Origin of the sequence: Hydrogenophaga sp. OTU3427 (assembly GCF_038440225.1) — a bacterium.
In the GTDB taxonomy this organism is placed as follows: Bacteria; Pseudomonadota; Gammaproteobacteria; order Burkholderiales; family Burkholderiaceae_C; genus Hydrogenophaga.
The window spans coordinates 32,990-45,420 of sequence record NZ_JASATI010000023.1; the positions used below are offsets into that span (position 1 = coordinate 32,990).

At 68.7% G+C, this 12,431-nt stretch carries 11 protein-coding genes; 7 read left to right on the forward strand and 4 right to left on the reverse strand.

Translation table 11 applies throughout. From position 1 onward, the window contains the following. The first annotated feature begins 119 nt into the window (after positions 1-119). The 6 genes from AAHB17_RS14320 (at position 120) to AAHB17_RS14345 (ending at position 7,603) form a co-directional block, all read left to right on the forward strand. Positions 120-1,988, forward strand: coding sequence for a potassium transporter Kup (locus AAHB17_RS14320; protein WP_342131303.1), 1,869 nt, complete (start codon positions 120-122; stop codon positions 1,986-1,988). Positions 1,989-2,157: 169 nt separating this feature from the next. Then, positions 2,158-3,342 (forward strand): benzoate/H(+) symporter BenE family transporter, encoded by a 1,185-nt coding sequence (locus AAHB17_RS14325; protein ID WP_342131304.1) that lies wholly within the window; start codon positions 2,158-2,160, stop codon positions 3,340-3,342. After that, positions 3,339-4,283 carry a glutathione synthase gene (gene gshB / locus AAHB17_RS14330; protein WP_342131305.1) on the forward strand — a complete coding sequence of 315 codons (945 nt, stop codon included), beginning with the start codon at positions 3,339-3,341 and terminating at the stop codon, positions 4,281-4,283. Before AAHB17_RS14325 ends, gshB begins: the two co-directional genes overlap by 4 nt. 60 nt (positions 4,284-4,343) lie before the next feature. Next, positions 4,344-5,078 (forward strand): GGDEF domain-containing protein, encoded by a 735-nt coding sequence (locus tag AAHB17_RS14335; protein WP_342131306.1) that lies wholly within the window; start codon positions 4,344-4,346, stop codon positions 5,076-5,078. Between the two features lie 9 nt (positions 5,079-5,087). Then, on the forward strand, positions 5,088-5,954 hold the full coding sequence (locus AAHB17_RS14340) for a MinD/ParA family protein (RefSeq protein ID WP_342131307.1): 867 nt from the start codon (positions 5,088-5,090) through the stop codon (positions 5,952-5,954). A gap of 2 nt (positions 5,955-5,956) precedes the next feature. After that, entirely contained in the window at positions 5,957-7,603 is a 1,647-nt protein-coding gene (locus AAHB17_RS14345) for an HDOD domain-containing protein (protein ID WP_342131308.1), read from the forward strand. Positions 7,604-7,731: 128 nt separating this feature from the next. On the opposite strand, the gene AAHB17_RS14350 is transcribed toward AAHB17_RS14345, so the two are convergent. Continuing rightward, positions 7,732-8,223, reverse strand: coding sequence for a MarR family winged helix-turn-helix transcriptional regulator (locus AAHB17_RS14350; RefSeq protein WP_342131348.1), 492 nt, complete (start codon positions 8,221-8,223; stop codon positions 7,732-7,734). 157 nt (positions 8,224-8,380) lie between these two features. Here AAHB17_RS14350 and AAHB17_RS14355 point away from each other — a divergent pair, with 157 nt between their 5' ends. Continuing rightward, entirely contained in the window at positions 8,381-8,707 is a 327-nt protein-coding gene (locus tag AAHB17_RS14355; RefSeq protein WP_342131309.1) for a DUF1840 domain-containing protein, read from the forward strand. Between the two features lie 195 nt (positions 8,708-8,902). Here the strand turns inward: AAHB17_RS14355 and AAHB17_RS14360 are convergent, their stop codons facing one another. From AAHB17_RS14360 to AAHB17_RS14370, 3 genes are all read right to left on the reverse strand, one after another. Then, positions 8,903-9,910, reverse strand: coding sequence for a Bug family tripartite tricarboxylate transporter substrate binding protein (locus AAHB17_RS14360; RefSeq protein WP_342131310.1), 1,008 nt, complete (start codon positions 9,908-9,910; stop codon positions 8,903-8,905). Positions 9,911-10,066: 156 nt separating this feature from the next. After that, positions 10,067-11,053, reverse strand: a complete 987-nt coding sequence (locus tag AAHB17_RS14365; protein WP_342131311.1) for a tripartite tricarboxylate transporter substrate-binding protein — start codon at positions 11,051-11,053, stop codon at positions 10,067-10,069. Between the two features lie 123 nt (positions 11,054-11,176). Then, positions 11,177-12,427 (reverse strand): phenylacetate--CoA ligase family protein, encoded by a 1,251-nt coding sequence (locus AAHB17_RS14370; RefSeq protein WP_342131312.1) that lies wholly within the window; start codon positions 12,425-12,427, stop codon positions 11,177-11,179. Between the last annotated feature and the right edge of the window lie 4 nt (positions 12,428-12,431).

Genomic DNA, 12,431 nt, shown 5'->3' on the forward strand with positions numbered 1-12,431 from the left:
GTTGACCCTTTTTCTGTGGTTTAGACGCCATACCCGGTTGGCAGGCCGGGGTGGGCGGGCGCAGAATCGGCCACCTTGTATCAACACGGCGCGCGGCACCGAGCCGACGCCGGTCATTTGTGTCAGCATCCAAATCGTCCCTGGGAGCGCTCACCGTTGGCGCCATCGGCGTGGTCTACGGCGATATCGGCACCAGCGTGCTCTACGCCGTCAAAGAGGTCTTCGGTTCGGGCCATGTGCCCTTCACCCACGAGAACGTCTACGGTGTCCTGTCCATCCTGTTCTGGACGCTGACCGTCATCGTTTCCCTCAAGTACGTGGTGCTGGTGCTGCGCGCCGACAACGCGGGCGAGGGCGGCCTGATCGCCATGCTGGCGCTGGCCTCGCAGGCGGTGAAGGACAAGCCCGAACTGCGCAAGGTGCTGCTGGTGATCGGCATCTTCGGTGCATCGCTGTTCTATGGCGACGGCGTCATCACGCCCGCGATCTCGGTGTTGTCGGCGGTGGAGGGCCTGGAGGTGGTCTCCCCCGCCTTCAAGCAGTACGTGATCCCGGTCACGCTGGTGGTGCTGTTCCTGCTCTTCGTGGTGCAAAAGCGCGGTACCGGCGGCATCGGCAAGCTGTTCGGCCCCATCATGTTGGTGTGGTTCGCGGCCATCGCGGCCCTGGGCGTGTCCCACATCGTTGGCCATCCCGAGATCCTGAGCGCGCTCAGCCCCCACCATGCGCTGCGCTTCATGTGGCAGCAGCCGGGCACCACGTTCATCATCCTGGGGGCGGTGGTCCTGTGTGTCACCGGCGGCGAGGCGCTCTACGCGGACATGGGCCACTTCGGCAAGAAGCCCATCCGGCTGGCCTGGTTCAGCGTCGTCATGCCCTGCCTGACGCTCAACTACTTCGGCCAGGGCGCCTTGCTGCTCGAAGACCCCGAGGCGGTCAAGAACCCCTTCTTCAACCTCGCGCCCGAGTGGGCCCTGGTGCCCCTGGTGTGCCTGGCCACCATGGCCACGGTGATCGCCTCCCAGGCCCTGATCTCGGGTGCCTTCAGCGTCACCAAGCAGGCGGTGCAGCTGGGCTACCTGCCGCGCCTGAACCTGCAGCACACCAGCGTGCGCGACACCGGGCAGATCTACATCCCCTTCGTCAACTGGGGCCTGTTCGTGGCCATCGTGCTGGCCGTGGTGATGTTCAAGTCCTCCAGCAACCTGGCCGCGGCCTACGGCATCGCGGTCACGCTGGACATGCTGATCACCACCGTGCTGACCTTCTTCGTCATCCGCTACGGCTGGAAATACCCGCTCTGGCTGTGCATCGCCGCCACCGGCTGGTTCTTCGTGGTGGACCTGATGTTCTTCTCCTCCAACCTGCTCAAGCTGCTGGCCGGTGGCTGGTTCCCGCTGATGATCGGCGGGGTGGTGTTCGCGCTGATGATGACCTGGAAACAGGGGCGCCACCTGTTGTCCAAGGCGCACCAGGCCGAGGCCATCGAGCTGTCGAGTTTCCTCGACGCGGTGTTCGTGAGCCCGCCGCTGCGGGTCGAGGGCACGGCGGTGTTCCTGACGGCCGAGCGGGGTTCGGTGCCCAACGCGCTGCTGCACAACCTCAAGCACAACAAGGTGCTGCACCAGCAGAACCTGTTCGTCACCGTGCGCCACCACGAGCGGCCCTGGATCGGGCTGGACCGCCGGCTGGAGATCGAGTCGCTGGGCCACGACTGCTGGCAGGTTGTCATCCACTACGGTTTCAAAAACGACCCCGACGTGCCCAAGGCCTTGCAGCTGTTGCGCGGGCGCGGCTGCGACGTCGAGGACATGACCACCAGCTACTTCCTGTCGCGCGACACCGTGATCCCCACCATCGGCAGCGGCATGGCGCCCTGGCGCGAAAAGCTGTTCGCGCAGATGCACCGCAACGCCGGCGCGGCGGCGGACTTCCTCAATTTGCCGAGCAACGCGGTGATCGAGCTGGGCTCAAAAATAGAAATCTAAACCTTGCGCCCCGCCTGCCCATCCGCAGCGGGCTGGGGGCGCCGGGTGAGCGACGCAGCGAAGTGAAGGCGGAGGGCGCGCAGCGCCCGGGGGACATGAGCGGAGTCGCTCACCCGGTGTCCCCGGTCCGCGGACCGGCGAGCACCGTTGCCCCGGGCACAATCCCCCCATGCGATTTTTCAGAGACGTCAGCCTGTCCTCGGCGACAGCGGGTTTTGTGGCGGTGCTGGTGGGCTTCACCAGTTCCATCGCCATCGTGTTCCAGGCCGCGCAGGCCTTTGGCGCCACGCCGGCGCAGATCACCTCGTGGATGTGGGCGCTGGGCCTGGGCATGGGCCTGAGTTCGGCCGTGCCCTCGCTGATCTTGCGCCAGCCGGTGATGGTGGCCTGGAGCACGCCCGGCGCGGCGGTGCTGGCCACGGCCGGCCTGGCCGGGGGCTTCGGCATGGGCGAGGCCATCGGCGCCTTCATGGCCTGCGCGGCCCTGATCATCCTGGTGGGCGCCACCGGCTGGTTCGAGCGCGTCATGAACCGCATTCCCATGGCCATCGCGGCCGCGCTGCTGGCCGGCGTGCTGGCGCGTTTTGGCCTGCAGGCCTTTGGCGCGGCGCAGACCGCGCTGTCGCTGGTGCTGCTGATGCTGCTGGCCTACCTGGTGGGGCGCCGCCTGCTGCCGCGCTACGCGGTGGTGCTGACCCTGGCCGTGGGCGTGCTGCACGCGGCCTTCACGGGCGGGCTCCGGACCGAGGGTCTGTCGCTGGAGCTGGCGCGTCCGGTGTTCACCGCGCCCGTCTTCAGCCTGCAGGCCATGGTCAGCCTGGCGCTGCCGCTGTTCGTGGTGACCATGGCCTCGCAGAACCTGCCCGGCGTGGCCGCCATCCGCAGCGCCGGTTACCGCATGCCGATCTCGCGCATCATCACGCTGACCGGCGTGGTCACCCTGGTGCTCGCGCCCTTCGGGGCCTTCGCGCTCAACCTGAGTGCCATCACCGCGGCCATCTGCATGGGCGAAGAGGCCCACGCCGACCGCCACAAGCGCTACACGGCCGCCGTCGCCTGCGGTCTGATCTACATCGGCATCGGCATCTTCGGTGCCACCTTCACCGCCCTGCTGCTGGCCTTTCCCAAAGAGCTGGTGATGGCCATCGCCGGCATCGCCCTGCTGGGCAGCATCGGCGGTGGCCTGCACACCGCGCTGGCCGACGAGCGCCACCGCGAGGCCGCGCTGGTCACCTTCCTGGTCACGCTCAGCGGCGTGGTGATTGCCGGCGTCGGCTCGGCCTTTTGGGGCGTGGTGGCCGGCGTGCTGGCGCTGTTTGTGCAACAGTACGGCCTGAAGCAGAAAACACCATGAACATCCTCATCATTGCCGACCCCCTCGAGTCCTTCAAGATCTACAAGGACACCACCTTTGTCATGATGCGTGAGCTGCAGAAGCGCGGCCACAGCCTGGCGGCCTGCGAGCCGCAGCACCTGAGCTGGCGCAGCGGCGGCGTGGTCACGGCCGGCGTGCGGCCGCTGCGCCTGACGGGCGACGCCGGGCGCTGGTTCGAAGCGCAGGACAGTCGCCCCATGGCGCTCAAGGACTTCGACGCCATCCTGATGCGCAAGGACCCGCCCTTCGACAGCGAGTTCTTCTATGCCACCCACCTGCTGGAACAGGCCGAGCGCGAGGGTGCCCGGGTGTTCAACAGCCCGCGCGCCCTGCGCGACCACCCCGAAAAGCTGGCCCTGATGGAGTTCGCCGCCTTCGCGCCGCCCACGCTGGTGACCCGTGCCGACGCCGACATCCGCGCCTTCCACGCCGAACACGGCGACATCATCCTCAAGCCGCTGGACGGCATGGGCGGCATGGGCATCTTCCGCGTCAAGGCCGATGGCATGAACCTGGGCGCCATCATCGAAACGCTCAACCAGGGCGGCGCCACCAGCGTCATGGTGCAACGCTACCTGCCCGAGATCGTGGACGGTGACAAGCGCCTGCTGGTCATCGGTGGCAAGCCGGTGCCGTATTGCCTGGCGCGCATCCCGCAGGGCAACGAGGTGCGTGGCAACCTCGCCGCCGGCGGCAAGGGCGTGGCACGGCCGCTGACCGAGCGCGACCGCGCCATCGGCGAAGCGCTGGGCCCACAGCTGGCGGCGCGGGGGCTTCTGCTGGTGGGGGTGGACGTGATCGGCGACAAAGTGACAGAAATCAACGTCACCAGCCCGACCTGTTTCCAGGAAATCCAGCAGCAGACCGGCTGCGACGTGCCGGCCCTGTTTGTCGATGCGCTGGAAGCGGCGATGGTGTAAGTCCACCGTGTCCGGACGGTGCTAGACTGATTTGTAACAACGCTCGTTCACCACCCTTCCGTGAAGCTCAACTCGCTGCATCTGGACAACGCCCAGGCCTTGCTGGCCCGGGCTGGCCAGTCCCTGCCCACCCCGGCAGGCAGCGACGACCCCGCCTACCTGCAGCGGCTGATCGATGCCTTGTGCGAGTTGTCGCTCAAGGACCCCTTGACCGGCCTGTCCAACCGCCGCCATTTCCTGTCCGCGCTGGACCAGGAGATCGACCGCGTCAGCCGGGCCGGCGACATGGCCTTGCTGCTGATGCTGGACATCGACCACTTCAAGCGGGTCAACGACCGCCATGGGCACCCGGCGGGCGACCAGGTCCTGCGTTCGGTGGCCCACAGCCTGACCGCCTGCGTGCGCCCCATGGACACGGTGGCGCGTTTCGGCGGCGAGGAATTCGCCATCATCCTGCCCAGCTGCCAATCGGTGTTCGGCGCCCAGGTGGCCGAGCGCATCCTCGATCGCATTGCCGCCACGCCCATCGTGCTCGATTCGGGTGAGGCGTTGCAGGTCACCGTCAGCATTGGTGGCGCCTATGCCCCGCAGTGGCTGCGCTTCACCGCCGCGGCCTGGATCGAACGTGCCGACGCCCAGCTCTACCGCGCCAAGGCCGAGGGCCGCAACCGTGTCTGCCTGGAGCCGCAGCCCGACAGCGTGGTCAGCGCGGAAGAAAAAAGCCTGCTTTTCGGCCTTTCGTCCCTGGGCGAACCGTTGCACGATGATGGTGTGCCGTCCCATGGTGCCGACTGAGGCCCGACAATGAACCAACCCAGCATGAACAGCACGCCTCCTTCCCCACTGGCCGCCGCGCAGGCGGGCCTGCCCGCCTACAACGGCAAGGGCAAGGTGATGGCCGTGACCAGCGGCAAGGGCGGGGTGGGCAAGACCTTCTTCTCGGCCAACCTCGCGGCCGCGTTGACCCGGCGCGGCCACAAGGTGCTGGTGCTCGACGCCGACCTTGGCCTGGCCAACCTCGACGTCGTGCTCAACCTCTATCCCAAGATCACGCTGCACGACGTCTTCACCGGCAAGGCGACGCTGGAAGACGCCATCCTGAAGGCCCCCGGCGGCTTTTCGGTGCTGCTGGCCGGCTCCGGCATGGTCGAGTATTCGCGCCTCACGCCCGAGGTGCGCGACGACTTCATGAAGGTCATGCAGACCATCGTGCCGCGTTACGACGTGGTGCTGCTCGACACCGGCGCCGGCATCTCCGACGTGGTGCTGTTCGCCGTCTCCCTGGCCACCGAGGTGCTGATGGTGGCCACGCCCGAGCCCACCTCGCTGACCGATGCCTACGCCACCATCAAGGTGCTGGCCATGCAGCAGGGGCGTCAGCAGGTCCGCCTGGTGGTCAACCAGGCCACCCGCCCCGGCGACGGGCGCAACATCACCGCCCAGCTGCAGCAGGTGCTCAACCGCTTCCTGTCCAATGGCCCGAACGCCCAGCCGGGCCAGGCCATCAAGCTGCTTCACATGGGTGACGTGCCGTCCGACCAGTCGGTCAAGGACGCCATCATGCGGCGCCAGCTGCTGCTGGTGCACGCGCCCGGCTGCCCGGCCGCGCTGGCCCTGGGGCAGATTGCCGGCCGCATCGAAGAAGCGGTGCTGGGCCACCACCTGGCCTGACCGTGGACCCCGACGAACCCCTCCCGCCTCCCGTGCCGACCGCGGCGCCCGACACCTTGTCCGACATGACCCCGGCGACCTCCGCCAGCGAGGCCGATCCCCGCCTGCCCGCCACCCTGGCCGATCTGTTGCGGCGCATGCGGCACCAGACCGACTTTCCGGCCATGTCCGAGTCCATCGTGCGGGTGCAGACCCTGGCGAACTCGGAAACCGAAAGCCTCAACGGGCTGACCAACGAAATCCTCAAGGATGTGGCGCTGACCCAGAAGCTGTTGCGCCTGGTCAACTCGGCCCAGTTCGCCCACGCTGGCGGCGGCATCAGCACGGTCTCGCGCGCGGTCAGCCTGATCGGCTTTGCCGGCATACGCAACATGGCGCTCAGCCTGCTGCTGCTGGAGCACATGCAGGACAAGGCCCACGCCCAGCAGCTGCGCACCGAGTTCCTGCGCGCGCTGCTGGCCGCCACGCTGGCCAGCGATCTGTGTGTCAAGGCCACCGATGGCGAAGAGGCCTTCATCGGGGGCCTGTTCCAGAACCTGGGCCGCATGCTTGCCGGGTTCTACCTGCCCGAGGAGGCGCGCCGGGTCCGTGACGCGGTCGCTGCCGGCACCCCCGAAACCACCGCCGCCACCCAGGTGCTGCGGCTGGACTACGAGACCCTGGGCCTGGGCGTGGCTCGCGCCTGGGGCCTGCCAGGCCCCATCCAGCGCCTCATGAGCCGGCCGGCCGGCCGCCCGCCCGCCAGGGAGCCTGGCGACAACGCCGATCGCCTGCGCTGGCTGGTGCTGGGCGCCAACGACATGGCCGACGCCGTGCTCGCCAGTGCCCCGGAGGTCCTTCCGGCGCGCCTGCAGCGCCTGGCCCAGACCTACAGCGCCAGCATGGGCGTGGACGCGGAACATCTGGTGCAGCGCGTGCATGCCGCGCGTGAGCGCCTGGCGCAGACCGCCGACGCGCTCGGGCTGGTGGTGCCGCCGCAGTCGCCCGCCGCGAGGCTCATGCAGGTGCCCACCGAAATCCCCGCCGACGCAGCGTCCGACGCCGAGCCCGTGGACGCCATCGATTCCTCGCTCGACAGCCTGGCGCTGATGGCGGCCGACGACGAAGGGCGGTCCGCCGCGTCCGATCCGGTGGTCCAGGCCAGCGAACTGCTGACCACCGGCATCCAGGACGTGACCCAGGCGCTGATCGACTCCGTGCCTCTCAACGATGTGCTGCGCATGGTGCTGGAAACCATGTACCGGGCCCTGGGTTTCCGGCGTGTGCTGCTGTGCCTGCGCGACAGCACCGGCCAGCACATGGTGGGCCGCATGGGGCTGGGCGAGGACGCCGCCGTTGTGGCGCGGCGTTTCAAGATCCCGCTGCAGGGCGCGAGCGACGTGTTTGCCCTGGTCTGCACCAAGAACGTGGACACGCTGATCAGCGACGCCAGCGCGCCCAACGTGGCCCAGCGCCTGCCCGCGTGGTTCCGCGAGCAGGTGCAGGCGCCGTCCTTCCTCCTGCTGCCGTTGCAGCTCAAGGGGGCGCCGCTGGGTCTGATCTACGCCGACACCGCCACCGTGGGTGCGATCGCGCTCAACGACCAGCAGCTGTCGCTGCTCAAGACCCTGCGCAACCAGGCGGTGATGGCGTTTCGGCAGGCGAGGTGAATGGGGCCCCCCCGCACCGCCTTCGGCGTCACCCCCCAGGGGGCGACACCGGCCGTCTGGCGGAGCCAGCCCGGCGGTGTCCCCGGGTGGGGCACGGCTTGCCGGTGGGGTGCTTGATTTCGGTTTTTTCAGGCGCCTGCGCTTGAACCGTCTTCGCTGCCGCTGCGCTGCTGGTGGCGCTTGACCTTGCCCAGCAGGCGATGCAACTGCTCCACCTCGCGCGTCTGCAGGCCGTCGAAGGCCTGCACGATCCAGGCTTCGTGCTGCTGCGCCATGGCGGCAAACTGCGCGTGGCCATGGGGCGTCAGGCGCACGCGCCAGGCGCGGCGGTCGCCCTCCACCTCCAGGCGCTCCACCAGGCCTTCGGTCACCAGCTGGTCGGTGATGCCGGTGATGTTGCCGCCGGTCACCATCAAGCGGTGCGACAGCTCCTTCATCTTCAGGCCCTCGGGGTGGCGTTCGAGCTGGGCCATCAGGTCGAAACGGGGCAGGGTGGTGTCGAAACGCTCGCGCAGCCCGGTGCGCACCTGCTTCTCGATCAGCTGGGTGCAGGTGAGCAGGCGCAGCCACAGCCGCAAGGCTTCCGGGTGCTCGCTGTGGGCGCGGGCTTCGAGGTCCAGGGTGTCGTCCATGGTGGTGTGGCGTCGGGAAGGTGGCGATAGTTTAGGCCTGAAAAATTGTCGATGATTGTTAAACGCTTGTGCTGGGGGTTTTCCCCTGTGCGGGAAGCCGAATGCCACAATGGGCCGATCCATCACCCCGCCCACAAGGACCCCCATGCTGTACCGATTCAAGTCCCGCGCCACGGCCGACCTGGTGATGCTGGAGGCCTCTGGGCGGCGGGTGCTGGAGATCCTGGGCAAGGACCCGGGCGCGCCCGGCATCCTGCTGGTCGCCCAGATGCCTGCTGCCGTGAGCGCGCTGCAGGAGGCCGTGCGCGCCGACGAAGCCGAACGCGAGCGCCAGGCCCGCGAGGCACAGGATCGGGACGAACCCCTGCCCGAGCCCGCCGACAGCGTGACCCTGCGCATGCGTTGCGCGCCCTTCATCGAGATGGTGCAGCACAGCCTCAAGGAACAGGCCGACATCGTCTGGGGGGTCTAGGGACTGAGGCCCCCACGCTCCGCCGCTGCGCGGGTCGCTGCCCCCCGAGGGGGTGGTTTCGCCTTGGGGCGGCCCGGCGGCGAAACGCGGCCCCCACGCTCCGCCGCTGCGCGGGTCGCTGCCTCCCGAGGGGGCGCGGCCTTGCTTGGGGCGGCCCGGCGCGGCGGCCTGGCCTCCCTCTGCCAGCGGTCCTGTTCAGTCCACCCGGGCGCCGGAGGCTTTCACCACCGCGGCCCACTTGGTGATCTCGCTGTCGATCAGGCGGGCGAATTCCTGCGGCGTGTTGCCGCTGGGGATGGCACCCTGTGACAGCAGGCGCTCCTTCACCGCCGGCAGGTTCAGGGCCTTGGCCACTTCCTGTTGCACGCGCTGGATGGTGTCCGGCGGCGTGCCGGCCGGCGCCAGCAGGCCGAACCAGGAGCTGGCCTCGAAGCCCGGCAGCGGACCGGCCTCGGCCACCGTGGGCACGTCGGGCAGGGCGGTGGAACGCTGGGCGCTGGTGACCGCGAAGGCCTTGAGCTTGCCCGACTGGATGTGGGGCATGGACGAGGGCAGGTTGTCGAACATCACGTCCATGGTGCCGGCCAACATGTCGCTGAGCGCCGGACCCGAGCCCCGGTAGGGGATGTGGGTCATGAAGATACCGGTCTGGTGCTTGAACAGCTCACCGGCCAGGTGGATGGAGGTGCCGTTGCCGCTGCTGGCCATGTTCAACCGGCCCGGGTTGGACTTGGCGTGGCGGATGAAGTCGGCCACCGTGCGGATGTTCAGGCTGCGCGCCTTCTCGGTGTTCATGACCATCACGTTGGGCACGCCGGCCACCAGGGTCACCGGGGCAAAGTCCCTCTGCGGGTCGTAGGGCAGCGACTTGTAGAGGGCCTTGTTGATGCCGTGGGTGCCCACCGTGCCCATCAGCAGGGTGTAACCGTCCTTCTCGGCCTTGGCCACCAGCTCGGTGCCGATGTTGCCGCCCGCACCCGCACGGTTGTCCACCGTGAAGGGCTGGCCAAAGGCCCGGCTGAGCTCGGGCGCCAGCGCGCGGGCCAGCAGGTCGGTGGTGCCGCCGGGCGCGAACGGCACCACGATGCGCACCGGCCGCGTGGGCCAGCTGGCCTGTGCCCAGGCGGCGGGGAGCGCGCCCAGGAGTCCCAGTGAGGCGGTGCCGGTCAGCAGCCGCCGGCGAGAGGGAAGCGTTGATGTCATGCGTGGGTCTCCTGTTGTGCGGGTGAACCAAAAAAAAGCCACCCGGAGGTGGCTTTGTCCGGGAGACACCGCCGGGCTGGCTTCGCCAGACGGCTGGTGCCGCCCCTTGAGGGGGATGCGGCCACGCGCAGCGGGCAAGCAACGGGTGGGCTCCGTTCAATCCGCAAACTGGCCAGCGGCTTCGATCACGGCCTTGAGCTTGGTGATCTCGGCCGCGACGAAGGCCTTGTGACCTTCGGGCGTGGCGCGTTTGTCGTTCACGACGATGGCGCCCAGACCTTCCTGCTTCTTGATGAACTCGGGGTCCTTCAGGGCCACTTTCAGGGCGTCGTTGAGCTTCTTGAGCACCGGGGCCGGCGTGCCCTTGGGCGCGTTCAGGCCATGCCAGATGGTGAGGTTGAAGCCCTTGAGACCCATCTCGTTGAGCGTGGGGTAGTCCTTGAGCAGCTTGTGGCCGCTCAGCGGCTTGTCGGTCGTGACCGCGAAGGCCTTGACCCGGCCGCTCTCGATCTGGCTGGTCGTGTTGGTGGTCTGGTCGCACATGACGTCGACCTGGCCGCCGATCAGGTTGGTCATGGCCGGTGCCGTGCCGCTGAAGGGGATGGTGGTCATGGCCGTGTTCAGCTTGATGGCCGACTGCCACATCAGGCCACACAGGTGCGAGGCCGAGCCCAGGCCGGCGTGGGCCAGATTGACCTTGCCCGAGTTGGCCCGGATGTAGTTCTCGAAGTCGCGGTAGGTGTTGGCCGGCAACTTGGGGCTGCCGATCAGGGTCATGGGCACGTCGTTGACCATGCCCAGGTACTCGAAGTCTTCCAGCGGCTTGTACTGCAGCTTGCGGTAAAGGCCCACGGTCGAGGCCAGGCCGATGTGCCACAGCAGCAGGGTGTGGCCGTCGGCCTTGGCGCGGGCCACCTTGGTGGCGCCGATGGTGCCGCCAGCGCCGGCGGCGTTTTCCACCACCACGTTGGCGCCGCCCAGCGGCTTGCGCAGGGCCTCGGCCAGGTCCCGCGCGACACGGTCGGTCGGGCCGCCAGCGGCGAAAGGCACGACCAGCGTGATGGGTTTGTCGCTCGGGAACTCCTGGGCGAAGCTGCCCGAGGCGGCCAGTGCCAGGGCGGTGAATGTCAGCAGAATTTTCATGGCGGTTCCAGTGCGCAAGGTGTGGGGAGAAGTGGCGCCGATGCTACCCCGGCCACCCCGTCGGGCCATCGAGGAAAGTACCTAGCCTGGTCTGCGTGAAAACCCGCGACCGTCCGCTGCCGGTCAGTCGTACTTGCGGGCGTCCTCGATCACCTTGCCGTCGTTGGGCAGGGCACCCGGCGCCACCACCTCGATGTCGCCGCGCAGCTTGGTCACGTCGCGCACCGCCTGGGCCAGGCCGTCGCGCAGCGCATCGCTGGCGGCATCGGCCTCCACCTGGAGGCACATGCGGTCGTTCGCCATCTCGCCGCTGACCACCAGCCGCGCTTTCTTCACCTCGGGGAAGCGGCGCACCACCTCGGCCACCTGGCCCGGGTGCACGAACATGCCACGGATCTTGGTGGTCTGGTCGGCGCGGCCCATCCAGCCCTTGATGCGCGTGGCGGTGCGACCGGTGGGGCAGGTGCCGGGCAGGATGGCCGACAGGTCGCCGGTGCCAAAGCGGATCAGCGGATAGCCGGCGCCCAGCGTGGTCACCACCAGTTCGCCGACTTCGCCCTCGGGCACCGGGTCGCCGGTGCCGGGGCGCACGATCTCGACGATCACGCCCTCCTCCAGCAGCAGGCCCTGGCGCGCCGGGGTTTCGTAGGCCACCAGGCCCAGGTCGGCGGTGGCATAGGTCTGGTAGACGTCCACGCCCTGTGTCTTGAACCAGGCGGTGAGGCTGGGCGGGCAGGCTTCGCCGCCCACCGAGGCCTTGGTGATGCTCAGCCGGGTACCGGCCTCGGCGGCCTTTTCCAGCAGGATGCGCAGGAAGCTGGGCGTACCGGTGTAGGCGTCGGGCCGAAGCTCCTGGATGGCTTCGAGCTGCTGCTCGGTCTGGCCCGTGCCGGCCGGGAACACCGTGCAGCCCAGCGCCCGCGCGCCGGACTCCAGGATGAAGGCCCCCGGTGTCATGTGGTAGCTGAAGCTGTTGTGCACCAGCTCGCCGCTGCGGAAGCCCGCCGCGTGCAGCGCGCGCGCGGTGCGCCAGTAGTCCGTGTCCGCGCCCTCGGGTTCGTAGATGGGGCCGGGGCTGGCGAAGATGCGCGACATGGCCGGGCCGCGCACCAGGGCGGAGAAGCCGCCAAAGGCGTCGCCGCCCTGCGCGCGCGAGGCCTTCTGGCGCGCCAGCAGTTCGTGCTTGCGCGTCACCGGCAGTTGCGCCAGGGCGGCGCGGCTGTTCACGCGGACCGCGTTCACGCCGGCCAGGATGCTGGCGTAGGCGGCGGTGTGCTGCTGCGCGTGGGCGATTTGCGCCGGCAGCGCCGCCATCAGCGCTGCCTCGCGTTCGGCCGGGTCGCGGGTTTCAAGCGCGTCGTGGAAATTGCTCATTGAA

Coding starts and splice junctions, on each gene's coding strand:
- AAHB17_RS14360 (WP_342131310.1), bottom strand. CDS start 9,910: ATGACATCAACGCTTCCCTCTCGCCGGCGGCTGCTGACCGGCACCGCC.
- AAHB17_RS14325 (WP_342131304.1), top strand. CDS start 2,158: ATGCGATTTTTCAGAGACGTCAGCCTGTCCTCGGCGACAGCGGGTTTT.
- gshB (WP_342131305.1), top strand. CDS start 3,339: ATGAACATCCTCATCATTGCCGACCCCCTCGAGTCCTTCAAGATCTAC.
- AAHB17_RS14370 (WP_342131312.1), bottom strand. CDS start 12,427: ATGAGCAATTTCCACGACGCGCTTGAAACCCGCGACCCGGCCGAACGC.
- AAHB17_RS14355 (WP_342131309.1), top strand. CDS start 8,381: ATGCTGTACCGATTCAAGTCCCGCGCCACGGCCGACCTGGTGATGCTG.
- AAHB17_RS14365 (WP_342131311.1), bottom strand. CDS start 11,053: ATGAAAATTCTGCTGACATTCACCGCCCTGGCACTGGCCGCCTCGGGC.
- AAHB17_RS14340 (WP_342131307.1), top strand. CDS start 5,088: ATGAACCAACCCAGCATGAACAGCACGCCTCCTTCCCCACTGGCCGCC.